This window comes from Streptomyces sp. NBC_01314 (assembly GCF_041435215.1).
GTDB lineage: Bacteria > Actinomycetota > Actinomycetes > Streptomycetales > Streptomycetaceae > Streptomyces.
Genome location: NZ_CP108394.1, coordinates 921,037 through 946,290 on the forward strand (window position 1 = coordinate 921,037; position 25,254 = coordinate 946,290).

At 69.8% G+C, this 25,254-nt stretch carries 25 protein-coding genes; 13 read left to right on the forward strand and 12 right to left on the reverse strand.

The features are described from left to right. Positions 1–244 precede the first annotated feature (244 nt). Positions 245–973 (forward strand): hypothetical protein, encoded by a 729-nt coding sequence (locus OG622_RS04170; protein ID WP_371573392.1) that lies wholly within the window; start codon positions 245–247, stop codon positions 971–973. Between the two features lie 159 nt (positions 974–1,132). On the opposite strand, the gene OG622_RS04175 is transcribed toward OG622_RS04170, so the two are convergent. The 3 genes from OG622_RS04175 to OG622_RS04185 form a co-directional block, all read right to left on the reverse strand. Next, entirely contained in the window at positions 1,133–2,476 is a 1,344-nt protein-coding gene (locus OG622_RS04175) for a hypothetical protein (protein ID WP_371573393.1), read from the reverse strand. 86 nt (positions 2,477–2,562) lie between these two features. Further along, positions 2,563–3,111, reverse strand: coding sequence for a DUF1062 domain-containing protein (locus tag OG622_RS04180; protein ID WP_371573395.1), 549 nt, complete (start codon positions 3,109–3,111; stop codon positions 2,563–2,565). 186 nt (positions 3,112–3,297) lie between these two features. Further along, the gene (locus OG622_RS04185) at positions 3,298–3,558 is read right to left on the reverse strand and encodes a hypothetical protein (protein WP_371583995.1); all 261 of its coding nucleotides are present in this window, start codon (positions 3,556–3,558) and stop codon (positions 3,298–3,300) included. Positions 3,559–3,943: 385 nt separating this feature from the next. On the opposite strand from OG622_RS04185, the gene OG622_RS04190 reads away from it, so the two are divergent. From OG622_RS04190 to OG622_RS04205, 4 genes are all read left to right on the forward strand, one after another. Further along, complete coding sequence (locus tag OG622_RS04190) at positions 3,944–4,129, forward strand: hypothetical protein (RefSeq protein WP_371573397.1); 186 nt, start codon at positions 3,944–3,946, stop codon at positions 4,127–4,129. A 231-nt stretch (positions 4,130–4,360) separates the two neighbouring features. Continuing rightward, entirely contained in the window at positions 4,361–4,882 is a 522-nt protein-coding gene (locus tag OG622_RS04195) for a GNAT family N-acetyltransferase (RefSeq protein ID WP_371573399.1), read from the forward strand. A gap of 139 nt (positions 4,883–5,021) precedes the next feature. Next, a complete protein-coding gene (locus OG622_RS04200; protein ID WP_371573401.1) occupies positions 5,022–5,453 on the forward strand; it encodes a hypothetical protein in 432 nt (143 codons plus the stop codon). Between the two features lie 469 nt (positions 5,454–5,922). Then, positions 5,923–6,621 carry a 2-phosphosulfolactate phosphatase gene (locus OG622_RS04205; protein WP_371583996.1) on the forward strand — a complete coding sequence of 233 codons (699 nt, stop codon included), beginning with the start codon at positions 5,923–5,925 and terminating at the stop codon, positions 6,619–6,621. Positions 6,622–6,863: 242 nt separating this feature from the next. On the opposite strand, the gene OG622_RS04210 is transcribed toward OG622_RS04205, so the two are convergent. Beyond that, positions 6,864–7,952, reverse strand: a complete 1,089-nt coding sequence (locus OG622_RS04210; protein ID WP_371573403.1) for a DUF4037 domain-containing protein — start codon at positions 7,950–7,952, stop codon at positions 6,864–6,866. A 190-nt stretch (positions 7,953–8,142) separates the two neighbouring features. Next, positions 8,143–8,571: an ATP-binding protein gene (locus OG622_RS04215; RefSeq protein WP_371573405.1), complete on the reverse strand. Its 429-nt coding sequence runs from the start codon at positions 8,569–8,571 to the stop codon at positions 8,143–8,145. A 223-nt stretch (positions 8,572–8,794) separates the two neighbouring features. Here OG622_RS04215 and OG622_RS04220 point away from each other — a divergent pair, with 223 nt between their 5' ends. Continuing rightward, positions 8,795–9,163, forward strand: coding sequence for an STAS domain-containing protein (locus OG622_RS04220; protein WP_371573407.1), 369 nt, complete (start codon positions 8,795–8,797; stop codon positions 9,161–9,163). 140 nt (positions 9,164–9,303) lie between these two features. On the opposite strand, the gene OG622_RS04225 is transcribed toward OG622_RS04220, so the two are convergent. The 4 genes from OG622_RS04225 to OG622_RS04240 all read right to left on the reverse strand — a co-directional run bounded on the left by OG622_RS04225 (position 9,304) and on the right by OG622_RS04240 (position 14,397). Further along, positions 9,304–11,040, reverse strand: coding sequence for an ABC transporter ATP-binding protein (locus tag OG622_RS04225; RefSeq protein ID WP_371573408.1), 1,737 nt, complete (start codon positions 11,038–11,040; stop codon positions 9,304–9,306). Further along, positions 11,037–11,843, reverse strand: coding sequence for an ABC transporter permease (locus OG622_RS04230; protein WP_371573409.1), 807 nt, complete (start codon positions 11,841–11,843; stop codon positions 11,037–11,039). The genes OG622_RS04225 and OG622_RS04230 overlap by 4 nt, the downstream gene beginning before the upstream one ends. Next, complete coding sequence (locus OG622_RS04235; RefSeq protein ID WP_371583997.1) at positions 11,840–12,754, reverse strand: ABC transporter permease; 915 nt, start codon at positions 12,752–12,754, stop codon at positions 11,840–11,842. The genes OG622_RS04230 and OG622_RS04235 overlap by 4 nt, the downstream gene beginning before the upstream one ends. Positions 12,755–12,843: 89 nt before the next feature. Continuing rightward, positions 12,844–14,397, reverse strand: coding sequence for an ABC transporter substrate-binding protein (locus tag OG622_RS04240; protein WP_371573412.1), 1,554 nt, complete (start codon positions 14,395–14,397; stop codon positions 12,844–12,846). A gap of 288 nt (positions 14,398–14,685) precedes the next feature. On the opposite strand from OG622_RS04240, the gene OG622_RS04245 reads away from it, so the two are divergent. The 6 genes from OG622_RS04245 to OG622_RS04270 all read left to right on the forward strand — a co-directional run bounded on the left by OG622_RS04245 (position 14,686) and on the right by OG622_RS04270 (position 21,803). Continuing rightward, on the forward strand, positions 14,686–15,675 hold the full coding sequence (locus OG622_RS04245; RefSeq protein WP_371573413.1) for a TauD/TfdA family dioxygenase: 990 nt from the start codon (positions 14,686–14,688) through the stop codon (positions 15,673–15,675). Next, the gene (locus tag OG622_RS04250; protein WP_371573415.1) at positions 15,672–16,694 is read left to right on the forward strand and encodes an ornithine cyclodeaminase family protein; all 1,023 of its coding nucleotides are present in this window, start codon (positions 15,672–15,674) and stop codon (positions 16,692–16,694) included. Before OG622_RS04245 ends, OG622_RS04250 begins: the two co-directional genes overlap by 4 nt. Continuing rightward, complete coding sequence (locus tag OG622_RS04255) at positions 16,691–18,037, forward strand: Y4yA family PLP-dependent enzyme (RefSeq protein ID WP_371573417.1); 1,347 nt, start codon at positions 16,691–16,693, stop codon at positions 18,035–18,037. The genes OG622_RS04250 and OG622_RS04255 overlap by 4 nt, the downstream gene beginning before the upstream one ends. Positions 18,038–18,066: 29 nt before the next feature. Next, entirely contained in the window at positions 18,067–19,125 is a 1,059-nt protein-coding gene (locus tag OG622_RS04260) for a cysteine synthase family protein (protein ID WP_371573419.1), read from the forward strand. Then, entirely contained in the window at positions 19,125–20,537 is a 1,413-nt protein-coding gene (locus tag OG622_RS04265) for an MATE family efflux transporter (RefSeq protein WP_371573421.1), read from the forward strand. The genes OG622_RS04260 and OG622_RS04265 overlap by 1 nt, the downstream gene beginning before the upstream one ends. 699 nt (positions 20,538–21,236) lie before the next feature. Continuing rightward, entirely contained in the window at positions 21,237–21,803 is a 567-nt protein-coding gene (locus OG622_RS04270) for a hypothetical protein (protein ID WP_371573422.1), read from the forward strand. A 174-nt stretch (positions 21,804–21,977) separates the two neighbouring features. Here the strand turns inward: OG622_RS04270 and OG622_RS04275 are convergent, their stop codons facing one another. Next, positions 21,978–22,739, reverse strand: a complete 762-nt coding sequence (locus tag OG622_RS04275) for a hypothetical protein (protein WP_371573423.1) — start codon at positions 22,737–22,739, stop codon at positions 21,978–21,980. A 58-nt stretch (positions 22,740–22,797) separates the two neighbouring features. On the opposite strand from OG622_RS04275, the gene OG622_RS04280 reads away from it, so the two are divergent. Then, positions 22,798–23,709, forward strand: coding sequence for a LysR substrate-binding domain-containing protein (locus OG622_RS04280; protein ID WP_371573425.1), 912 nt, complete (start codon positions 22,798–22,800; stop codon positions 23,707–23,709). Between the two features lies 1 nt (position 23,710). Here the strand turns inward: OG622_RS04280 and OG622_RS04285 are convergent, their stop codons facing one another. Further along, the gene (locus tag OG622_RS04285; protein ID WP_371573427.1) at positions 23,711–24,022 is read right to left on the reverse strand and encodes an NIPSNAP family protein; all 312 of its coding nucleotides are present in this window, start codon (positions 24,020–24,022) and stop codon (positions 23,711–23,713) included. A gap of 121 nt (positions 24,023–24,143) precedes the next feature. Then, entirely contained in the window at positions 24,144–25,253 is a 1,110-nt protein-coding gene (locus OG622_RS04290; protein WP_371573429.1) for a hypothetical protein, read from the reverse strand. Between the last annotated feature and the right edge of the window lies 1 nt (position 25,254).

Here is a 25,254-nt window from a genome sequence, read left to right on the forward strand (position 1 = left end):
CTGCGGACGCATCCAGTGGTGAGCGAGCGGTAGTTGGAGGAGCCATCGCCGAGATGGCTCCACCAGCGCTGGACCGGGCCCCGTCGAAGCATCCGGCGAGGCTTCGCCCTCTCAGCACTCTCACGCAGGCCTCAGGCCTCACCAGCCCGCCTCCCCTCCCCTCCTCGTGCCTTCGGTCGTTGTCTGTCTCGCCGTCCGCTGTCCGCCGCCGTCCGCTGTTGAAGACACAGGCGACACTGACGGCATGCATGTTCAACGGTTCCCGCCCCCGTCCGTCTACGGCCGTCTCCGCGTCGAGCGGAGCGACCTCGCCCCCGCCCGCTGGCTGGAACAACGCCCGCCCGGCAACGACGGCTTCGGCACGGTGGCGGGGGTGTGCGCACCCGGCTTCGAGGCGTACGCGCGGATCCTTCACCCGGCCCGGCTCGGCGCGGACCCGGTGCGGTGGGACCGAGTGGCCGCCCTGTACGGACACTCGGTATCCGCGGTGACACGCTGGCCCGACCTGATCGGCGCCCAGGACCCCTTCCTCTACCGCAACGACGACACCCCCGCCGTCCCCGATGTCTGGGACGAGCACCCACATGAGGGCCCCACCCCCGCCGATGTCGCCCGCACTCTGATCTCCGTGCTGTCCCGGCACACCCGCACCCCCGAGCAATGCTGGTACGGACTGTGGGAGGGATACGGCCACCACGACTGGGACGGCATCCCTGTCTTCCGCACTCCCGAACGAGACGAGATCCTGCTCGCCGGCCCTCTCGACCAAGCCGACTCCCCCGCTCGAAACAACGACGAGGTGTCCGCCGAGATCCCCGACCTGTGGTGGCCCCAGGATCGCGCCTGGTGCGTGGGCGGCGACGTCGACCTGGTGAGCACGTACGTCGGCGGATCAGCGGCCTGCGTCGCGGACCTCCTCGCGACCCCGAGCCTGGAGGCCTGTTCAGTCACCGAAACCACGACGGTCAACTGATACGGGACAGCCCCCGGAACCGGGCAACGGGCAGCCGTGCCGGGTGGTCGGTGCGCGTGGCCGGCTGCGGGTGATGTCCCTCCCTGCTTGGTGTGGTCGAGGTGGCAATCGTGTTGGGACCCAGGCCGTCGGACATGGCTATCGGCTATCGGTCATCGGCTAGAGCGGGGGATCCTCGTCGTCCTCTGGGAAAGGCTCGACGTGCTTCGGCGGTTGGCGGAACAGTGCCATGGCGTCATCGATACGCCCGCCCGTCATGAGGTGTGCGGCGAGGGCGTTCCGGTTGGCCGGCGCGGCCGGGGCCAGGATCGCGACGGCCTGTTCCGGGCGTCCGGCGTCCGAAAGGAGGTCCGCGAGGTTCTGCGCCTCGTACCAGCCGGCCGATTCCGGGCGCGCCCGGGCTTCCTCGATCGCCTGCTCCCGGCGACCGCAGGCAACCAGGAGCTCAGTCCGCAGTCGGAAGAACTCGAACTCCTCAGCACCACATCGAGCCATACGCTCATCCAGGTACGCCAAGCCGTCCTCGGCACGGCCTTGGTCGGCATACAGCGTGCACAGCGCGTCAGCGACCCAGTCATCAGCGCCGTCGACCACGCTTGGCGAAGAACGCAGCAGGTCGATCGCCTCGTCACCCCGATCATGCCGGGCCAGGAGCCGCGCGAGCATCACCACCGTATTCGGCGACCGGTCCGGAGCGAACGTCCTGTAGACGTCAATCGCGCCCGCCACGTCCCCGCGTTGCTCCAAGTACTCCGCGAGACAACGGACGGCATCACCGAGAGGCTCGGTCGCCGCGTACTCCCGCAGTTCCTCGATCCGGCCGCGGCGAGCCAACAGATCGGCCAGCTGGTCACGGCCGTTGACCGACGTGACCTCCCGTGTCCGCAGCAGCTCGATCGCCTCGTCGACCCGCCCCTGCCGCTCACGCACGGTGGCCAGCAGCTCAATGGCGTTGCTGGGGCTGGTATTCCGGCCACCGAAGTCCGGCCAGGCACTCTGATGTCCTGCCTCGACCCGGACGGCCAACAGCGCCGCGACCTCCTCGTCCCGTCCCAGACCAGCGCACACCTCGACCAGCGCATCGGCGAGGGATGAGTGCTCCAGGTAGGGCAGGAGCAGGTCGAGCGCCTCATCTCCCCGGCCGTGCCGGGCAAGCAGCAGCGCGAAGCATTTGAACGCCGGCTGCCAGTCGGCCCGCATGTTCGAGCGGAAGACTGCGATCGCCTCGTCCACCCGCCCCAGCCCTTCGAGCAACTCGGCCACACTGTGGGCCGCCTTCCACCAGCCCGTGGCAAGGTACGGGGCGAGCACGTCCAGAGCTTCCTCCCGCCGGTCCCGGTCGACGAGGAACCGCACCCACCCCTGCGCACAGAACCAGTCGCCGCCACGCGCCTGCTGTTCGACTTCACCGAGATGGCCATGATCGATGAGCCAGGAGACCAGGTGGGGAGGGATCCATCCGTCGTACGTACGGGCGCGGCGGTCAAGTTCAGCAGCGTTCACGAGGACGCAGCCTATTGGGGCCTGTCCGGGGGTCATGCCGGACAGGCCCCTGGGTCCCCGTGGGTGCTACTGGGTCCCAGGAGGGCTCAGTGCTTGAGCGTGAAGGCGAAGTCGCTGGAGAGCTTGCCGCTCAGCCGGACTGCCGAAACAAGTTTCCCCTCCACCATCAGTCTCTCGACCTCGGCCCGTGAAAGGCCGCACCCTTCAGCGACCAGTCGAACCGGTCGGACTGGGATCCGCGCCGCGAAGCGGACCAGGACGTCGATCACCTCGCGGTCCAGGTGATCCGACCCGCCGGTGTCGAGGTGCCAGGCGTTGTCCCAGTCGAGGGCGATGCGATTACGGCGCCGCACGACCGGATCCTGGAGCAACTCGGCTGTCAGGCCGAGGTCGTTGTCATGCAGCCGGTCCAGCAGCTCAGGTCGTACGGAGCGCACATGCACTCGCTCCAGGACCGTGAGCTTCGCGGTCTCCCCGCAAGCGGTACAGAGCACGAGGAGCCAGGCGTCGATGAGCTTGTGGTTGGCGTTGACCCGGAATTTGCCGCTTGCCCGGAAGCGTCCGGACGCGCACACGTGGCAACGGCGGAGAACGAGTGGCAGGCAGGTGGGCGCGACCACCCAGTTGTTGAGCACAGAAGTACACCGGTTTCAGTGAGAAGTCCGCAGCAAGAAGCAGCGCGGCGCACATGCGCGACGCGCGACAAATCAGCACTCGGGAGGTCTCACACGGTGTACAACGGCACGTCCTTACCCAGACGACTCGGTTCGGCAGCACGGTAATGGCGCACAACAACGCTGCTCCACTGGTTTTCCAGCGCCTCACCGCCAAGACCCGAGGGCGAACGGCGTGGTGTCGAGCATGAGCTCGGCACGGGGCACCGTCAGGTTCACAGTCGGAGCCAGAATTCGATGGGACAGCATCAGGACCACCTTGATGAGACCTGCGATCCCTGCGGCGGTGTCCGGGTGCCCGATGTTCGACGTGGCCGACCCGATCCGAAAACCGATCCAGCACCGCTCGGCGGCCGGGCCGAACCCCGCCGCCGCGGCGGCCGGTTCGATCTGGTCGCCGAGCGCGATTCCGGTGCCGTCATCTCAAGGTAGTGGCGTCTGCGGCACTCAGCCCCACCGCGGCCCACGCCTGCGCGATGGCCCGCCGCCTGCCCCGGCGACGCCGGGCCGCCCGGCTTGATCAGCACCCGCGACAGCCCAGGCCCGTTCATGGACTACGGCCAGACCGGAACGCTCGTCGACGCGCGGCTGCCCCGAGCCGCTACCCAACCGCACCGAGTCGACCCACGTGAGCGGCCACATGCTGCCGCAAACTCATCGACTGATGCTGGAGTTGGGCGGTGACGGACGGCCGACAACCCGTTGAGAGGCCCGATCAGCCTCTACCCTCACGACCTTGGGCAAAACGCCAACAGCCCATGCGGACGGGCGAGTTGGATGTAGCTTCGTCGGCATGAGCAATGACATCCGCATAGACCGTGCCCCGTCCTCCGGGGGCGGCATCCAGATCACGGTCAGCCTCTCCCCCGCGGTTCTGGCGAAGCTCCAGACGGACGGCTCCTGGACCGAGTCCATCAGTGAAGGCCAGGTCACAGGCGACGGACCAGCCATCACTCAGATTGAGTTCAAGGTGCCGTAGGTCTCACAGCACCCGAGCGACGACGCAGGCCCGGCGACCGCCTCGTACTCGCCGCGCACCAGACGGCCGCCCGGAAAGCACCATGGCCGAACCGGAAACACCAGGTCGGCCACGAACCACCACTCCTGCCGCGATCATTCCGCTCCTACGGTCAGCAAGCGGAAGTGGGACGCTGCCCCGTCGGATATTCCATGTGCGGTCCGGTCGTCCCGCGTGATACTCCTCCCTGCCATGGGCGATCTTGTGACAGTGCGGCTGGTGCTTCATCCGATGACCGTCAGCGAGGCTGAGCGGGTGGTGGCGGGCGAGTTGGATGGTGACGGCCGATGGGCGCCCGGGTACCCCATGAAAGGCGATGTGTCCGCTGCCAGGCGCTTCCTTGACACCTGCGCGAACACCGATGATCCCCAGCCGTTCGGCAACTATGAGATCCGGCGCCGCGACGACGGTCAGTCGATCGGCGGCCTGGGCTTCCACGGACCTGCGGACGAGAACGGCAGCGTCACGATCGGCTACGGACTCATCCCGTCCGAGCGAGGCAAGGGTTACGCCTCCGAAGCCCTCCGCGCGCTGTTGCTGTTCGCGCGGGCACGCGGCGTCACCAGTGTGAAAGGCGACGCCGACCACGACAACGTCGCGTCCCAGCACGTGATGATGGCAGCCGGCATGCGGCCGACCGGACAAGACCAACGCGTCCGGTACTTCGAGACCGCCTGGAGCGACGCAACAACGACTGCTGACCCACACTCCTAACGGCGTTCCCTCCGTCAGGCCGACAGCGAGGCCGCAGAAGTCTGGTGACCGACACGGCGACGCTGATGCCGGAACTGTCACGGCCTCGGAGCCGGGGCAACCAGCAATCGGGTCCCCTTGCACCGGTAGGTTGGGTGCCATGGCACTGGCGCACGTAGTTCTCACTTCCGGCCGCTCGATCGAACTCTCGGACGTGCGACTGTCTTCGACATATGGCGGAATGTTGGAGGGGTATCCGTTCCGGCGCTGGAACGACCTGACGCTTGAGCGCCTGCTCAAGAGCACCGAGAAGGATCGTCCCTCAGTTCCGGTTCACCTGGTCGCGCCGGTCCGGGAGCTGCCGGACCTTCCTGCTGGTGGCTTCGGTCCCGTCGAACTGCTGCCTGCCGTAACGTGCGTTGGTTCGTTCACCTCTTATCCGATCGATCCGGAACGAGAGTCGGTGCTGTACTACTCCTCGCTGACGGTGGTGTGGTTCCAGGAAACTCCCGACATCCCGTCAGGTGAGGATGCCGATCACGCTCTCCGCAGCATCTGCTGGGACGACGCCGCGCGAGACTTCGAACATTGAGTAGGTCAGCTCCAGGACGTTCGGGCGACCGGTTCTCCTGATCTTCCTCGGCGTTGCGTCGCAGGCGGGAAAGGCATCCCTCATGCGCCCGGTCAGTGACGGCATGGCAGACGATGCGGTGCTCAAGCACTCGTCGATGACCTGTGGCTCGCACAGGCGGAGATCGACCCGGCGGCCAGGAGCAAGCCTCGCGAGGCTCTGCCTATCGATGTGCGTTCCGCCTGGTGCAGGCTGTCCGGGGCGAGATGGCCGACTCGTCTGCGCTGCGCGGGCGTCGGGTGGTTTGTGCACCATTGGTAACTCGTATCGAGTGCTCGTCCGAGACGAGGACGTCCCCGACGAGCCGGACGACTCCGAAGCCGGCAAGGACCTCCCTGGTCGGCACCGGAACCGCCCCGCCGACCGCCACACCGACTGCAGTCGGATCAATCATGTGCTTCCGATGATCCAGGCAGGTCAGAATGGTGCGATGGACCATCACTTCGTTGGCATACCAGAGTTGACCGGCGTTCCCCGTGTCGCGGTCGTCATCGACGTCATGCGCGCCTTCACCGTGGCTGCCTGGGCCTTTTCGCGTGGCGTCGAGAGGATCGTCCTGGCCGCAACGGAGAGTGAGGCACTTGCCTTGAAGGAGAGCCACTCGGGTTGGCTGGCCTTGAAGGACGGGGCTCCGGCGGCGGGCTTCGACGCGGTGAACTCACCTGGCTTGCTCAGGTCACGCGATTTCTCCGGCCGCACGCTGGTGCAGAAGACGACGGCAGGAACCGTGGGCGCGCTAGCCGTCGCGAACGCCCCGCTGGTCCTGTGCGCGAGCTTCGTGGTGGCCGGCCCGACCGCGCGGTTCCTGCAGACCGAGGATTCCGGCCCGGTGACGTTCGTTGTCACCGGCGAGGGAGGCAAGGCCGACGAGGACCTGGCCTGCGCTGAATACATCGGTCGATGTATGACCGGAGGCGATGTCGAGGCGGCCCCGTATCTCCACCGAGCGAGGCATTCCCGTGCCGCGGCCGATCTTGCGGGTGGGCTGCGGAGCGGATACCACCCGGACGATGTCGAACTCTGCCTGGAGATCGACAGGTTCCCCTTTGCGATGATGGCTCGCCAGGAAGAATCTCTGACGGTACTCCGTCCCGTTGCGGTGCCTGACATCCCGTCCACTATCCGCTGACCTTCCGGAACTTGGGCTTTCAGGTCTCACCATGTGCAGTGCGGGCACCGGCCCGGGCAGCGACAGCCGTTGACCCCATGTGCCGACCGAGCCCGCCCGGCCCGAGGCATCCGGTTTCGTTCGCCGGCCCTGTGTCGACGTACGGTCCTGGCTCCCCATCTGTGTGCAGAGAAACGTCCCCGATGGTCAGGCCGCTTCGTTCTCTTCCTCTACTGCCTTGAGACGGAGTTCCCAGGGGGAGATCAGGTCATTGCGCGGGTGAGGGCGCTTGTCAGGTCCGGATGGCTGAGGACGTCGGTGCTGTCGATGAACTGATCGACAGCACCGGTCATCGGTAGGGAACGGATGGCCGGATCGGTGATGCGGGTGCTCAGCGCCGCGGTGAAGCGTTCGGCGTGCAGGACCTGAAACGGCCTGCTGTGGTACGGCCGCGTTGCGGGGTCGACCGGGTCGGTGAGGCCGAGTTGGTTGTGTATGGCCGCGATGGCCTCGTAGGCGCGGGACAAGTGGTGCTCGCGGGTGTGCCAGTCGGTGGCAGCGAGGGCCGCGGTGAGGACCGGGGTGAGGACGGACGCCTGGGGAGTGCGGGCAAAGGCACTGCCGAGCCATTTGCTGTAGGGCGGATAGCGGCGCTCCATGAGCAGGCAGAGCCACATCAGATCACGTATCAGGCGGGCGGCGACGATGGCGGAACCAAGTTCGTCGCCCACTTCGCCACAGCGGCCGACGAAGGCTTCCTCTTGGGAGATGCGCTGCCACTGGCAGGCAAGTAGGTAGAGCCAGAGGTCGTGGGGGTACCAGTCGAGGTGAGCTCGGGCTGATACGAGTTGCCCGAGTCCGTCATGGAAGACGGCACCGCCAGTGACCTCGGCGAGTAGCTGGGTGGGGGTGGCCAGCCAGTCCGACAGGGCGACGTCCTTGCGCGGGTCGAAGCCCAGTTGCGAGGTGAACCAGGCGCCCAGGTCGGTGACTTCGACCCGGTGGTGGACTGGTCCGTCAGTTGTCTGCATGACCCCGATACCCACTTCATCATTCGGTGCAAAGTGCGTCGGGTAGCCGAGGAAGGTCTTCGGCAGGCGTTCGGAGAGCAGTGTCGTGATCCTCGCGCCGTGGCGGGTGACGTCCCCGGGGTGCAGAAAGATCTGCAGGCGGGGCCCCCATTCGTGGTCGGCGGAACGGGCGGTGTCGAAGCCGAGGACTTCCGAACCGCTGCCGAGGCGGGCGGCGGAGTGCGTAACCCTGGGGGCGGCCTTGTCCAGCAGAGGCCGTACGGCTTCGAGGTAGAAGCGGCGGGAGAGCTCCAGGCCGGGGATGAAGGACGGCGTGGTCATGCTGGGAGGGTGCCGGATCGGTGTGCGATGGGTCGAAGGCTTTTCCGTGCCCAGTCGGTCGCCGACACTGCCTGACCGAAATTGATCACGCCGAAACGTGCCACCGGACCACCGCGGCGTTGCCAGTTCTCATCGATATTCCTGAGCCCCAAGATCGTTAAGTGCTGGCCACCCGGATGGGAGCCGGGCATCACGTCAGGCCGCGGGCGGTGCTGTCGTCGCCGGGTGTGTCGGACAGGCTGATGCGGGCGGTGATGCGTTTTCCGACCGGCGCCAGTTCGATGTGCAGGTCCTCGGTCACGGCCTTGACGATCTCCAGGCCGTGCTGGCCGATCCTGTCCGGGTCGGAGGCTCGGGCCGTCGGAACGGTGGGGTCGCTGTCCCACACGACGACCTCCACGCTGTCGGTCATGAGGCGCAATTCCATCAGGACGGGGCCGGGGGCGTACTTGCGGGCGTTGGTGACCAGCTCGCTGACGACCAGCTGGGTGAGATCCCTCGCGCGTGCGGTCACGGGCAGGCGACGGTCGGTGTGGGCTTGGTCGAGGAAGGCCATGGCGTGGTGACGGGCGTCGGCGATGCAGCCGTCGTCTCCGCCCAGGGCATAGCCTGCGCGCATCAGGTGCTCATCCGGCTCGGTACAGCCGTCAGCGTCGGCATCGGACCCCACGTGTCTCGCCCTCATTCCCCGTACACGCGCACGCCAGTACCCGCCACACCGTCACCTATGCCACGGAGGTGTCGTTCGGCACAGCTGCCCAGGTGCGTCCGGCCCGGACGGTGGGGCAGAATCACCCGTGCATGCCTGCCCCGGGGCCAGCCTAAGCGCAGTCGAGGAGACGGTGACCGCCATCGAGAACGCGGACCGGCCAGGCCGGCTCTCCGTCGAACGCCGCGTGGTCGACGGCGTTCGGGTCGTGACCGTGTGGGGCGAGATCGACCACGACGTCAAGAGCGTCCTCAGTGAGGCCCTGCTGCCCGAGGACGGTGCGGTGCCGCCGCCGCGGATCGTGGTGGACCTCAGCGGTGTGACTTTCATGGACTCCAGCGGCATCAACGTCTTCGTCGCCGTCCACCGGCAGGTGAGCGGCGCGCGGGGCTGGCTGCGTATCGCCGCCGCGCAGGAGTCCGTGCTGCGGGTCCTGCAACTGGTCGGCGTCGACACGTTCATCCCGTGCCACCCCACCACCGAGCAGGCCCTCAGCCCCTGACCGCCCTGCCCGTGCCGGTCCGGGGCATCCTCCTGGCATGAGCGCCGACTACACGGCGGTGTCGCCCGGAGCCGGGCGACACCGCCGTGTAGTCGGCGGAACATCGTCGGCGCTCGCATCCGCGTCGCGGGCGCTCGGAGTCAGGGCTGCGCCGCGGGCGCGGACGTACCCAGCAGTGACTGCGTCGCCTCGTGCTGCGCGATGGTGAAGACGTCGCCGGTGCGGCCGGACTCCACGACGCGGCCCGCGTCCAGGACGGTGACGGTGTCCGTTCGGTCGGCGATGAGGAGCAGGTCGTGGCTGATGAGGATGAGGGTCGTGCCACGCCGCTCGCGCAGCTCGGCAAGAAGGTCCATGATCGCGTGGCCCGTGTCGGGGTCCAGCGCGGAGGTGATCTCGTCGCACATCAGCACCTCCGGCTCGGCGGCCAGCGCTCGCGCGATGGCGACGCGCTGGCGCTGTCCGCCGGACAGCTCGTGTGGGTAGCGGGCGGCGAAGTCGGGCGCCAGGCCGACCTGTTCGAGAAGGTCGGCCACTCGTTCGCCGACCTCCCTGGACGCGCAGCGTCGGTGCAACCGTAGCGGGCGGCCCACGGCGGCACCGACGGTGCGGCTCGGGTTCAGCGCGCCGAGCGGGTTCTGCGTGATGAGTTGCAGTCCGCGTCGCTGTTCGCGGGTGCGTCCGCGCAGGCCGGTGCTCAGGGCCGTCCCGGCCAGGTGGATCGTGCCGGAGGTGCTGCGCTGGAGTCCCGCGACGGTGCGGACCAGGGTGGTCTTCCCCGAACCGGAGACCCCGACGATGCCGACCGCGGAGCCGGGCGTGACGGTGAGGTCGACGCCGGTGAGGGCGGGCGATCCGCGGAACGCCACGTGCAGGTTCCGTACTTCGAGGGCCGACCTGCTCTCCGGGGCCGAAGGGGCAGCAACGGTCCGTATCGCGGGCGCGGGGTTCGGCACGGGCGCGGGGCTCGGCGTGGCGCTCGGCGCAGACGCGGGGCTCGGGGCAGGCACGAAGCTCGACGCGGACGCGGGGCTCGGCGCAGGCACGAAGCTCGACGCGGCGCTCGACGCAGACGCGAGACTCGACGCAGACGCGGGCCTCGGCGCAGACGCGGCGCTCGGCGCAGACTCAGGGCTCGGCGCAGGCGCGAAGCCCGACGCGGCCAGTCGCGTGCCGAGTTCCACGATGTCGTCCGCGAAGTGCTCGACCACGGCCGGGTCGTGGCAGGAGATGGCGATGGCGAGGTGGTGTTCGCGGGCGAGGTGGCGCAGCAACTCCGCTATCTCGTCCCGGAGTTCGGGGTGGAGGCCGGCGGTCGGCTCGTCCAGGAGGAGGACGTCGGGGCGGCGGGCCAGGGCGCGGGCGAGGGCGACGCGGCGCTGTTGTCCGCCGGAGAGGGTGCCGGGGCGGCGTGCGGCCAGGCGGCCGTCGTCCGGGAGGCGGACCTCCGCGAGGAGCGCGGTCACCGCTTCGGGGCCGCGGTCGACCGCGAGTTCACGGACCAGGCTTCGGACCCGCATCCGGGGGTTGAGGCCGGAGCCGGGGTCCTGGCCGACGTAGGCGAGGCGGGTGCCGCGCAGGGTGCGCAGTTCCCGGTCGGTGAGGGCGAAGACGTCATGCCCGAGGACGTCGACGTGGCCTCCGGCGCGGACGGTGCCGGGCGGCAGCAGGCCGGTCAGCGCGCGCAGCAGGGTGGTCTTGCCCGCGCCCGACGGGCCGGTGAGGGCGACCAGTCGGCCGGGGTGGACGGTCAGGGACGCGTCCCGCAGCAGGTGTCGGCCGTCGGGTGTCGCCACGGTGAGGTCCGTGACACGGATCGCGGGGGTGTCGCTCGGAGGGCCTTCCGGTTTCGCGTACCGGTCGCGGGTGTGGCTCACAGGACGGTCACCGCCTTCCGGCCGGTCTGGGGGGCGAGGGTGGCGGCCGCGAGGTTGACGCTCAGGGCGAGCAGGCCGATGGCGATGCTGGGGGCGACGACGGACCAGGGGTTGAGGAGGAGGCCGGAGGAGTTCTCGCGGATCATCAACGCCCAGTCGGCTGCGGGTGGTTGAGGGCCTACCTGGAGGAAGCCGGCGGTGGCGACGAGGTAGACGGCGGCGACGAAGCGCAGCCCGAACAGGGCCAGCAGGGTGGCGCGCAGGTTGGGCAGGATCTCGCGGACGACGAGGTACCAGAGGCGTTCTCCGCCGGCGGCGGCTGCTTCGACGTATCCGGCCTCGGCGATGGGGGTCGCCGCGCTCGCCGCGAGCCGGACGGCGTACGGCACGCCCAGGACGACGGCGGCGGCGATGACCGCGAGGCGGCCGCCGTCGGGCCAGGACAGGGTGACGAGGAGGATGCCGAGCACGGCTGGAAGCAGCATCAGTACGTCGGCGGTGCGTTCCACGAGCCGTCCGACGAGGGGTCGTACGGCGCCGATCGCGCCCAGCACCGCGGCGGTGCCGGTGACGAGGACCGCGACGAGCAGGGAGGACAGCACGAGGTCGCGGCCGCCGGCCAGCAGTCGGCTGAGTACGTCGCGGCCGAGTTGGTCGCCGCCGAGGGCGGCGGCGGAGTCGGGGGTGGCGTAGGGCGCGGTCACCGGGGCGTCCACGGCGTTCGGGGCGATCCAGGGGCCGAGGAGGGCGAGGCCGATGAGGAGCAGGGCCGGGGCGATGCGCAGGGCTGCTTTGACAGTCATCGTCGGACTCCCGTCACCAGGTCCCGGACCAGGTCGGCCAGGAGCAGAACCCCGGTGATGACAGCGCCGGAGAGCGCCGTGACGCCGGCGATGACCGGGCTGTCGCGGTCACTGACCGCGGAGGCCAGCACGGAGCCGATGCCCGGGTAGTTGAAGATGGTCTCCACCACGACCGCGCCGCCCAGCAGCATGCCGGTGGAGGTGGCAAGGCCCGCGGCGATGGCGGGCAGGGCTCCCGGCAGCACATGGTGGGTGAGGACGCGGTGGGGCGGCAGTCCGTCGAGGACGGCCGTCTCCACATGCGGGGCGCGAGCCTCGTCGGCGAGAGCGGCACGCACGATCCGGATGTTCCAGCCGGCCTGCGGGAGGGTCAGGGCGAGGGCGGGCAGCACGAGCATGTCCCAGGAGGCGGGGGTTCCGTCGGCGTCGGCGAGGGTGACGGCGGGCAGCCAGCCGGTCCACAGGGACAGCACCAGGACCAGGGCGACGGCGACGACGAACTCGGGCAGTGCGAGGACCGCGGTCGCCGTGGCGGAGACAGCCCGGTCGAGCCGGCCGCCGGGGCGCAGCGCGGCCCAGCAGCCCAGGGTGAGGGACACGAGCGCGGTGAGCAGCAGGGCGATGCCGCCGAGGAGCAGGGTGTTGGGGAAGGCGGTGGAGAGCAGGTCGGTGACCTTCTCGCCGCGTGCGGAGGTGCCGAGGTCGCCGGTGGGCAGGCCCGTCATCCAGTCCCGGAAGCGTTCGAGCAGCGGACGGTCCAGGCCCAGCAGTGCGCGGCGCGCCGCGAGGTCGGCGGCGCTCTCACCGCGTTCGGAGGTGGCTGTGGCCGCGTCGCCGGGCAGCAGTTCGACGGTGCCGAAGACCAGCGCGAGGAGGAGCGCGAGCAGGGCGGCTCGTTTCAGCAGCACCATGCCGATGCGGCCCAGGACCAGGACAGGGGTGCGCGCCGACCGCCTGCCCGGGGTGACCCGGGAGGCGGCCGGCGCGGTGGTGTCGGGGGTCAACCGGCCAGCCACGCGCCTTCGAGCTGCACCCTTCCGTACCCGGGCAGTGTCGGCAGCCCGCGTACCTTGGCCCCGGCGAGGTCGATGCCGTCGGCCATGCCCCACAGCAGGTAGCCGGAGCGGTCGTACTCGATCTTCTGGAGGTCCTTCAGCAGCTGGGTGCGCCCGCTCGCGTCGGCGGAACCGATGGCCTTCTCGTACGCGGTGTCGAAGGCCTCGTCCTTCCAGCCCGCCTCGTTCTGGCCGCTGTCGGACACCATGGTCTTGCTGGCGAAGAAGACGACGGAGTCGTTGGTGCCCCAGTAGGTGGTGTAGAGGTCTCCCTTGAGCCAGGTCTTGTCCCAGAAGGTGGCCGATTCCTGCTTGACGACCTTGATCTTCACGCCTGCCTCGCGGACCTGGGTGGCGAAGAGGGTGGCCGACTCGGCGAGGCCGGAGATGTCCTCGGTGGTGTACAGCTCGTAGGTCTTGGAGGTGTCGAACTTCGCCTCCTTCAGCAGCGCCTTGGCCTTGGTGAGGTCGCGGGTGCGCTGCGGGAGGCTCTTGTCGTAGGCGGGGTCGCCGGTGCCGAGGACGTCGTTGGCGACGGTGCCGTAGCCGGAGAGGACCTGCTTGACCATGGCCTCGCGGTCCACGGCGAGGCGCAGTGCCTCGCGGACCTCGGGGTCGGCGAAGGGGCCGTCGGCGGTGCGCATGACGATGGGCATCGCCATGTCGTTGGGGCGGCGGACGGCCTGGATGTCCTTGCGGCTCTCCGCCGTACGGGCGGCGACGGCACCGACGTTGGAGGCGAGGTCGATCTGGCCCGCGAGCAGGGCGCTCGCCATGGCCTGCGGGCTCTCGAAGATCTTGACCTCGATGGCGTCGAGGTGGACCTCGCCGCCGTACCAGTCGTCGTTGCGGACCAGCCGGGCGTTGCCGCCGCGGAACCAGTCGAGTTTGAAGGGGCCCGTGCCGGGGGCCTTGGCTATGTCCTTGTCGGTGGTGCCCTTGGGGATGACGAAGGTGGTGAGGCGGATCAGCAGGGGCAGTTCGGCGTTGGCGTAGTCGGAGACGATGACGACGGTGTCGGTGCCCTCGGCGGTGATGTTCTTCTCCTGGATGCCGGGCAGGCGGGAGGCGCCCGAGGGGGTGGCGCGCAGCCGCTTCAGCGAGAAGACGACGTCCTCGGCGGTGACCGGCGTCCCGTCGTGGAACTTGGCGCCCTCGGCGAGGGTGAACCGCCAGGTCTTCTGGTCCTCGGAGGGCTTCCAGCTCGCGGCGAGGCGGGGCTCGGTGTTGGGCTCGGTGCCGGGGACGGTGAGGGTGTCGTAGAGCAGGCTGATGATGAGGTAGTCGCTCTCGTTGGCCTGACTGCCGTGCGGGTCGCGGGTGATGGCACCGGCCCGGCCGAGCGCTCCGACTCGCAGGGTGCCGCCCTTGCGGGGCTTGGCCGAGTCGCCGGTGGCGGACCCGGTGGGCTCTTCGTCACTGCCACCACAGGCGGTGAGCATGACGCCCGCGCCGATGGCGCCGCCGGTCCAGAGCAGTTGACGTCGCGTCAGGTCCACTTGTCCCTCGTTTTCCCACAGTTGACTTAGTTTGCTTAGCCTTACCTATCCTATGTTTCGCCTGTGCGACAAGACCATCTGGGGTGTGATCTAGATCAACTTAGGTAAGCCTTTCCTATCTTCCTGTGATCTGGCTATGTTTCCGGAGGTCGACCGGAGCCGCACCCGAACACGCGGCCCACCTCGGGCGGCTTTCTTCGCCGTGCCCGCCGACCGTCCACAGCCCCACCCGTAGACCACTGCACCGCGCCCCGCACCCGCATTCCGCACTGGAACGGACGGACCCCCATGCCCACGGGTATCACCCCCGTACGCCCGCTCGCTCCCGACTCGGTGGCAGAGCTGACCACCGCCGCCCACACCCTCCTCGCCTCGTACGACGGCGACCCCACCCATCCGGGGCTGCTGGCCCAAGTCCCCGCGGTCGCAGCCTCCTTGAGCGACCCGATCCGCCACGCCTGCCGTCCCGTCGACACCGCCGACGGACTGTTCGTGCTCCGCGGCCTGCACGTCGACGACGAGGCCGTAGGCCCCACCCCTGGCCACTGGTCGACCGCCGGCGGTGCCGGAGCGGTGTACGACGTGATCCTGCTCCTGCTGTCGACGGTGATGGGCACACCCATCGCCTGGGAGGGGCAGCAGGAGGGCCGCTTCGTACACAACATCGTGCCGAGCCCCGGCCACGAGGAGGAGCAGACCGGCGCCAGCAGCAGCGTGCTGCTCAGTCCGCACACCGAGGACGCCTTCCATCCCGGTCGTGCCCATCTCCTGGTGCTGGGCTGCATGCGCAACCCCGACTCGGTCGCCACCACGGCCGCGGGCATCAGGAACGTCCGACTCTCCGACTCCGACGTGGAGTTGCTCAGCCGCCCGGTTCTGCCGATCCTCCCCGACGACGCCTACGAGGAAGCCCAGGCGTACCAGGGAGCCCCGCCGGCCGTGCCCACCCTGTGGGAGTCGGAGGAGGGCCTGACCCTGCGCTTCGACCCGGCGTACACCCCGCTGGACCGGGCTCCCGACGACCATCGCGCGGCCTACGCCCGCCTGGCGGACGAACTCGCCCGCGTCAGCGTGGCCGTGAGCCTCGACCCCGGTGAGGTGCTGGTCGTGGACAACGACCTGGTCGTCCACGGCCGGGTCCCCTTCAAGGCGCGCTACGACGGCGCGGACCGTTGGCTGAAACGTTCCTCCGTGCGGACGAAGGGCCGCCGGACACGGCCGCCCGCCGAGGAGTCGGAGCACGGCTACGGCCAGGCCGCCGTGGAGGCCCACGCATGACCGGCACCGACAACGCGGGAGGGAACACCATGGCGGCCGACGACACGACCCTGCGCATCCTCAGCACCAGCGACGTGGCCGGAATCGACATCACCCTGTCCGACGTCGTGTCCGTGGTGGAGCAGGCGTACCGCACTCTGGCCGAGGGCAGGTCGGACAACCCGCGCAAGCTCACCGTCAAACCGGAGGACGGCCACTCGGTGGCGTACGCGATGCTCGGCCGCGACGGGGCGCGCGGGGTCGTCGCGGTGAAGACGTCGTACAAGTACGGCCTGCACGAGGACCGCGACAAACAGCACTACTACACGACGCTGACGCTGTACGACGACGAGACCGGGCTGCCGGTCGCGATGCTGGACTGCGGCCGGGTGGGCGCACTGCGCACCCCGGCGGTCTCCGCGCTGCTGGCCCGCGAACTGGCCGCGCCCGGCGCCCGCAGCGCCCTGGTCATCGGCACCGGCACGCAGGGACGCCTCGCGCTGCCGTTCCTGCTGACCACGCTGCCGGACCTGGAGCGGCTGATGCTCTTCGGCACGCATCCCGACGGCATCCGGGCGGTGCGCGAGCAGCTGAACACGTACTTCCCCGACCGTGAGCTGGAGATCGTGACCGATCTGCGCGCGGCGGCGGGCGACGCGGACATCGTGCTGGCCACGGCCGGGCCCAACACCCCCGCCTCCGTGGACGCCGACTGGCTCAAGCCCGCCGCGCTGTCCGTCCTCATCGGCTACGGCATCGCGCCCTCGACCCTGCACCACGCCGACCGGGTGATCGCCACCAGCGCCGCGCAGATGCGGGTCACCGGCGTCGACATGGCCGACGGGAGCGGCGAACTGCGCGATGTGGACGCCGAGTTCCCCGAGGTGCTCGCCGGCCGCGCCGAGGGCCGCACGGATGCCGGGCAGCGCATCTTCGCGTACAACAGCGGGCTGGTCGTCACCGATATCGCCCTAGGGCACCGGTTCGCCCAACTGGCCCTCGACCAGGGGCTGGGCACGGCGGTGCCGCTGTGGAAGTGACGACGGCACTCGCCTCGCACACCACGCCCGAGGTGCGCTCCCTGCTGTGCGGCACACTGCTGCACGAGCTGAGCCACGGCCTCCAGGGCCCGTACCACGTGCTGTTCCCCGAACGCTTCGACGCCAACGCGACCGCCTTCCGGGAGGCGTTCGCCGAGGCCGGCGTGGACGGCCGGGTGTACTACGCGAAGAAGGCCAACAAGGCCGCCGTCTACGCGCAGCGGGCTGCCGTGGCCGGGCTGGGCGTGGACGTGGCGAGCCAGGGCGAGCTGCGCGAGGCGCTGGCCGCCGGGGTACGCGGCGACGACCTGGTGGTGACCGGCCCGGCCAAGGCTGACGACCTGCTGCGCGTCGCCGTGCTCCAGGGCGCGCTGATCGCGGTGGACGCGCTCGACGAACTGGACCGGACCCTGTTGCTCGCGGCCGGACTCGGCCGCACCGCACGGGTGTTGCTGCGCAGGCTGCCCCCGGAGCAGCCGCACAGCCGATTCGGTCTGGGCGACGCCGAGTGGGAGTCGGCCCTGCGGCGGTGCGCCGACGGCCCCGTCGACATGGAGGGCTTCAGCTTCCACCTCTCCGGCTACGACATACGTCAACGTACCGACCTGGCAGCCGAGTTGATCGGCCTGTGCACGCGGGCCCGCGCGCTCGGGCTGCGCGCCGACCGGATCAGCATCGGCGGCGGCTTCGCCGTGGACTACGTCGGCGCCGACGACTGGCGGCGGTTCGAGGAGAGCCGACGCCCCGAGCACTTCCACGCGGGGAAGTCCTTCGGGGGCTTCTACCCGTACCACTCCCCGGTCGCCGGCGCGGACGCCCTCCGTACGATCCTGGCGGCCACCCCCACCGGTTCGGGCGAGGGCAGCAGCCTCGCCGGGCTGCTGCGGGCGGCCGGTGTCACGCTGCTCGTCGAACCGGGCCGGGCCCTGCTGGACCAGGCCGGGTTCACGGTGTTCCGGATCCAGGGCGTCAAGGAGCGGGACGGGTACGCGGTCCTCACCGTCGACGGCAGCAGTCTCAGCCTGTCGGAGCAGTGGTTCGACAGCGAGTTCCTGCCGGACCCGGTGCTCGTGCCGACCGGGACAGGGCCGGTGGCGGACGCGGGCCCGTACCCGGCCTGCGTGGGGGCCGCGACCTGCCTGGAGTCGGACATGCTGACCTGGCGCAAGATCCCCTTCCCGGTGCGGCCGGCCGTCGGTGACCTGCTCGTGTACCTCAACACGGCGGGCTACCAGATGGACTCCAACGAGTCGCCGTTCCATGAGTTTCCGCTGCCGCCGAAGGTCGTCGTCGAGCCTGCGGGATCCCGTTTCCGCTGGCGCCTCGACCGCCACCCCCACTGAAGACCATTCCGAAGACCACAGGAGCCTTCATGGACGACCCCCTGTACCGGCCGCCCATCGTGCGGCAGGTCTCCGAACTCATCGGCGCCACCCCGCTGTTCGAGCTGGCCCGTACGGAGAGCGACACCCGGCTGCTGCTGAAGCTGGAGCAGTTCAACCCGACCGGCACGGCCAAGATACGGATGGCCCGGCAGATGGTCGTCGACGCCGAGGAACGTGGCCTGCTGCGCCCCGGCGGCCGGATCATCGAGTCGACCTCGGGCAACACCGGGCTCGGCCTGGCCGTCGTGGCCGCCGAACGCGGCTACACCTTCACCGCCGTCGTCGACCACCACGCGGCCGTCGACAAACTGCGCGCGATGAAGGCCCTCGGTGCGGAGCTGGTGTACGTCGCCGACGACGGGGACGAGGAACTGGCCACCGCCGCCCGCGAGGAGTTCGCGGAGAAAATGGCCGCCGAGTCCGACAACGCCTACTTCACCGAGCAGCACAACAACATGGCCAACGGGGTGGGCTACCACCCGGTGGCCAGGGAACTCCACGCCGCGTTGGACGGTCGTATCGACGTCCTCATCGGCGCGGTGGGCACCGGCGGCGGGCTGTTCGGGACCGGGGGCCCGCTGCGGGAGACCGTTCCCGGGGTACGGATCGTCGGCGTGGAGCCGAAGGGCTCGATCGCGTTCGGGCCGCCGGCGCACGACTACCACCAGTCGGGCACCGGAACGCCCGAGGGCGCGACGATCGGGGCGATGGTCGACTACTCGCTGCTGGACGAGGGCGTGAAGGTGGGCGACATCGAGGCGTTCGGCACCGCGCGGGCCGTAGCCCGGCGCACCGGGCTGCTCCTCGGCGGCTCGGCGGGCGGAGTCGTGTACGAGGCACTGACCCGGCTGTCCTCACTGCCGCCCGGCACCACTATGGTCGCGTTGATCAACGACGGCGGGGAGAAGTACATGGACACCGTCTTCGACGACGACTGGATGGCCGCCCGTGATCTTCTCTCCCCCCAAGTGGAGCGAGAGGTCGACGAGTTGCTGACCAAACTCCGCCGCACCGCAGCACCCGATTCCCCGCAGGAACAGAACTGATGCCACCCGCCTTCGCCCGCCTCCTCACGGACAGCCGTGCCCTGGCCACGCTCGCCGTCCCGCTCGCGCTCACCCAGCTCGCCCAGGTCGCGCTCACCACCACCGACACGATCATGATGGGCCTGCTCGGCACCGAGGCCCTGGCCGCCGGCGGCCTCGCCCTGGTCGTCTTCAACCAGCTGCGCACCATGGGTGTCGGCCTGGTCACCGCAGTCGGCAACCAGGTCGCCGCGGCGGACGCGCGCGCCGAGACGCGGGGCACGGAGACGAACGACGCCGATGCGCGCGCCGCCATTGAGGAGGTCCGGGACCTGGTTCGGGCCAGCCTGCTGCTGTCCACGCTCGCGGGTCTCGCGGGCGCGCTGCTGATGGTGGCGATCGGGCACGCCGTGGTGTTCCTCGGCCAGGACCCGGACGTCGTCGACGCGGCGAAGCCCGTGCTGTACGCGCTGGCGCCCGGACTGCTGCCGTGCCTGTGGTTCCAGGCGATCCGCCAGTTCACGGTCGGCATGCGCCGCCCGCAGGCTCTGCTGCGCATCACGATCGCCTCGATCGCTGTCAACGCGGGCCTCAACTGGGTCTTCATCCACGGCACTTGGGGTCTGCCGAAGCTGGGGCTGCCGGGCATCGGGCTCGCCACGACCTCGGTGTACGCGCTGTCGTTCCTGGCGCTGTACCTCTCCGCCCGACGCGACCCACGGTTGGCTCCGGTGCTGTCGCTGAGCATCTGGAAGACCCGCCCTGCCACTCTGCGCCGGCTCACCGGCCTGGGCGCGCCGATCGCCGCCACCTACGGCTCGGAGGCGGGCTTCTTCTCCGTCGTCGCCCTGCTGGTGGGCAGCTTCGGCACGGCGGCGCTGGCCGCGCACACCGCCGTCAACCAGCTCGTCTACATCGTCTTCCAGATCGCCGTCGGCCTCTCCCACGCCGCGTCCCTCGGCGTCAGCCGTGAACTCGCCCTCGGTGACACGGCGGCTGCCCGGCGGCTGAAGTCGACGGCACTGGCATGTGCCGCCGCGGTCATGGCGGCGGTGGCGCTGGTGTACGTCGTACTGCCGGGCCTGGTGCTGGCGCCGTTCTTCGAGGGCGAGAGCCGAGCGGCCACCGACCTCGCCACGAACCTCCTCCTGATCGCCGCGGTGATGCAGTTCTTCGACTGCGCCCAGAACATAGGCGTCGGCCTCCTGCGCGGCCTCGACGACACCAAGGGCGGCTTCCGCGTCACCCTGGTCGGCTACTGGCTCGTCGGCCTGCCCGCCGCCGCGCTCCTCGGCTTCGCCACAGGCTGGCACACCATCGGTATCTGGCTCGGCCTGCTCACCGGCCTCGCCACCACCGCACTGCTCCTGCTGCGCCGCTTCGACCGAGGCCTCCGGCTTCGGGGAGCCCCCACGGCGGTGGCGGCCTCCTGACAGCCGACGCCGGTCCTCATCACCGCGAGCGGGTCGGACGCCGGCCCCGGCTCGGACGGCACGATCCGGTCCACGAGCACCATGCGATCGATCGGCGCCCCTCGAAACGTCCGCGTCCTGAGCAGTGCGCTGGTGACCAGTCGCCCCAGGAAGCCAAAGCCACCCGTGATGACGATCCTCATGCGGTGCCTCCCTGTAGTCGAATCCGGGAGTGCAGCATGCCCACGGATACCTCCGGGAACCGGCGGACAGCCCTCGCCCCCGGCCGATTCCCCACGGGGTCGCGGCCGCGGACAGCGGCAGCGCCCCATGCGGTGCGAGCGAGTACGGGGCTCTCACATCGGCCCCTTCACCATGCCACAAGGTCGTCACACCGTGAACGCGTAGCCTGCACACGATGCATGATGCCCCCTCAGAAATTCTCTGAGCGGATCGATCCGCCACTCAGCATCGACGTCTTCCGCCTCTTCCACCTCTCCGCCCGAGCTCAGGCGGGCACTCGCTAAGGTGACTGCCTGGCAGTCACCTTCCTCTGGAATGAAGTTCAGGATGCACATCCTGGATGACCCGTCCGAGCTCTCGGCGCGCGCACAGGACCTGCTGCGCCGGACAGGCCGGCGCGAGTGCCCTTCTCGGTTCACTCTGCCGATAGAGCTTTGGCAGGTGCACAACCACGCGGGGAGACTCGTGCCCGCCCCCATGGAACTCATCATCCGATGCGAGGGATTCGAGCAGAGGTTCGGAGGTCTGCGCTATGAGGTACGAAGTACCCGGGTCGTGAACGAGGACCGGTACGAGGCCGTGCGCAGGTGGGAGTACGACCACCTCGGGGTGAGGACGCGAGCATGGCAGGACCCCGCAAGAGGGGGCTGGTACTTCGAATGGAGCGGCGAGCGGGTGTCGAAGCCGTGCCGGGACTTGATCCACACCGACGGCAGTGTGGGCACCGACATCGACGGCGGGAGTCCGTACCTCCCCATCGCGCCGTCCGTCCCGCATCTGATCGAATCACATGCCCTCACCGACATTGTCTCGACGTGGAAGCCCTGGCTCGTGGGCAGTCTCGGGGCCTCGGCCGTCACGCTCCTGGACGGCCTGGTGGAAGTGCCCGAAGCCTCTTGGGGTTCCTCGCGGTGGCGGCTGTCGGACACCGTTGCCGTCATGGACTACGTCACCTGGGATCGCAAGAACCCGCGCCGCTCGACGCTCGTCTGGTCTCGCGACGAAGCCGGTCACCGTCAGGTGCGGGCGGTCCTGGGCGGATGACGGCACGGGCCCACGATCAGGGCGACGCCGTGACCGGCGGTGGCACGACCCCGTAGAGGCGCCGATCCGGGATCAGGCGCCCACAGGGTGCTCCCTCGGCGGCGGGCGGGGGCGAGGACGGCTCGGACGTACCGTTTGCCCGCGCTCCGGCCCGGGGCTGTGACGGCACCTCTGTCAGGTCAGGACCGGAGACCTGGTCAACCCGCTGACGAGCTCACCGAATTCGACACGCTGCCGGGTGGTCAGGGCGGCGTAGAGCGGCGCCTGCAGCTCGGTGGTCAGTCGCTCGGCACGCTGCCATCGGGGAAGCAGGGCCGCGGCTGCGGGGCCGGGTTGTGTCCAGCCGTAGTGGGCTGCCTGCTCGCTGCCGAGGTTGACGACCATGGCCGCCTGGGCGGTCAGCCCACACAGGCGCACCGCGGCCAGGTGGCAGGCACCGCGGTGCTCTCGCAGCACATGTACGCGCTGCATCGCCGCACCGACCGGGTCCGCGTCGGGGCAGGGCTGTGCACGCCAGCCGGCGAACAAGGGCAGCGCGTCCGCGTCGGCGGCGTCGATCAGCTGCTGCGCCAGGCGGTTGAAGTGCTCCACGTCGACGTCGCCGGGAATGTGCGTACGTCCCCACTGCCGGATGGCCCGGGTGTAACAGGCGGCAGCGTCCTCTGCCGACATCACGGCCTGTCCCGCCGACCAGCCTGCGGATATCAGGCCGGGGCCGAGGAAGCCCTGGATCGCCTGGACCACGGGGACGGGCACCTCGCCGAGCACCCCGAACCGGCCACGGCAGTAGAAGCCGCGCCCCGGAGGGAAACCCGCGCGCAGACCAATGTCGCGGGTCGCTTCATCGGACATGAACTCGTCACCGAAGTCATGGATGGGCCGGGCCACGGCGTCGATGCAGTCGAGGATCTCCATGCGCCAAAGATCGCGCACCATGACTCGACAAGACAAGGGGAGGTTTTCTCCGGCGACCCTTTAGGTAATCTATCGATTCATGCTGGACATCCGCCGTCTGCACATGCTCAAGACCGTCGTCGCGCGCGGCTCCATCGCGGCAGCCGCCCAGTCACTGGCCCTTTCCGCCGGGGCCGTGTCCCAACAACTGTCCGCGCTGCGGCGCGAAGTCGGCGTCGATCTGCTGCGCCCCGACGGACGGACCGTGGCGTTGACCGAGGCGGGGCGGGTGCTCGTCGAACACGCCGACCGGATCTTCGGCGCCGTACAGGAGGCCGAGAACGCCGTCGCGGCGGTCAAAGGCACGGTCGGCGCCACTACCTCCCTGGCCGCGTTGCCGTCGACCGTCGCCCGCATCGTGGCCCCCGCACTGACCTCACTGGCCTCGCGACACCCGCAGCTCACCGTCACCTGCCTCGTCACCGACCAGGCGCAGCTACGGGAACTCGCACTCGGAACCGTCGATGTGGTGCTCGGACAGCGATATCTCCACCTGCCCGACAACACGCCCCGTGGCGTCGACGCCTACCGACTGCTCGACGATCCCCTGCTGGTCGTCACCGCGGCGGACCAAGGAGGCCAACGACCCATCGCGCTACGGGAACTGGCCACCCACAGCCTCGCCGTGCCACCCCCGGCCACGGACTGTGGACAGGCCATCCTGCACGCCTGCCACCAAGCCGGTTTCACACCTTCGACGCCCTACGTCACCACCGACATCGCGGCCCAGCTCACCCTGGCACGGGCCGGCCTCGCCACCGCGCTCATCCCCCGGATGGCCATCGACCCGGCCACCCCCGGAATCCACGCCTCGCTCATCGAGGACCACCCGATCCACCGCCTGTTGTTCGCCGCGACGCGTCACACCGACACCGCCAACCCCACGACCACCGCCGTCATCGCCGCACTGCGCACAGCCGCTCTGCACGGCACACCGGGCACATCCCCTTGATCTAGGACGCTCCGTCGAGCGGTCGCAGGAAGCGGCGTTCGTACCGCTTGATGCAACGCGTCCGGCGAGCCAGCTCGAAGGCCTCCTGGCATTCCGGATCAGACATGCTGTCCGTGCGGTACTGCTCGTACTCGGCGAGACCGGGGAAGGAAAAGAGAGCGTAGGCGATGTCGCTGTCACCCTCGCTCGGCAGGAAGTATCCGTGGTGCGTCCCGCCGAAACGGTTGACCAGCCCGATCCAGCGGCGGCCGTACTCCTCGAAGTCCGCCAGTTTGTCGGCGTCGATCTCGTACCTCAGATGAATAGTGATCATGCCTACATGATGCGGCGAGACGCCCAGGATCGAGGCGGCCGTCCTGAGCGAGGCTTCCGCCTCCGGTCCGGCGGCACTCGATACCCGGCGCCTGCGCCACAGCCAGAAGGAGTTCGCCCTCTCAGCCGAATCGCAGGATGCGTGGGGCGAAGGTCCCCTCGGGGCCGGCGGCACGGCCGACCGACCACACCGTCGCCGTGCCCGGCACCGGCGCCAGCCGCAGCATGGAGGAATCACCCTCCCCGGCCACCGCCGGTTCGCTGTACTCGGTGAATGACTGTCCGTTCCAGGCAAGGAAGTCGGGTCCTGGCACCAACGGTGGATTGCTGCCCGGCGGACCCCACTTCTCGGAACGGGCCACCGCGACCCAGGCCAGCTCGCCCGACGTGTCGGGCGCCAGAGAGCTGATCGAGCCGAAGTCGCTGGGTACGGTCACCCGGCTCCACTCCTGCCCGTCGAAGCGGACCAGCAGGGGCGGAATCGGTCGCCCCACCGGGCCGCCGACGAACCCGGCCGTGCCCCCCGCCCACACCTCCGTCGGGGAGACCGCCAGCACACTGCTCACGGCCGACCGCGGGAACCCGTCCACGATCGTCTGCTGCCACGTCTGCCCGTTCCAGTGCGACACGGCCGCGCCCGAGCCGGCGGCGCCCGCGGCCCAGACGTCGTCGGCCGCCAGGATGTGCAGGCCGTACACGGCTCCCGGCGGCACCGGCACGTCCCGCCAGCCGCGCCCGTCCCAGCGCAGCAATACCTGCGCGCCCTCCCGCGAACCGATCAGCCAGGTCTCACCACCACCGGCGACGGCCTTGCTCAGCACGACACCGCGCGGGGGCCGGCTCTCGGACCAGGCGTCGCCGTCGAAGCGGAGGAGGTGGGCGGCGCCCGCCGCGTCACGGCCGACCGCCCAGACCGCGGTCGGTGAGGTCGCGGCGACGGACAGCAGCTCTCCCTGCCAGCCGATCCCGGGCAGCGGCTGGCGTTGCCACGCGGATCCGTCCCAGCGCAGCACCAGCGGGAAGCCCGGCGCCTCGCGACCGACGGCGTCGGCACCCACCGCCCAAGCCCGGTCAGGCCCGAACGCCACGGCCTCGTTGAGCCCGGTCTGTGGGCGGACCTGGGCCGGGACCGGAACGTGTTGCCAGGACAGGGTGTCCGCCGCCGCCGAGGTCATGATGGTGAGGATGGTCAATGCGGCAGCGAGCGCCGCGACGAGAAGTCTGCGTGCCATG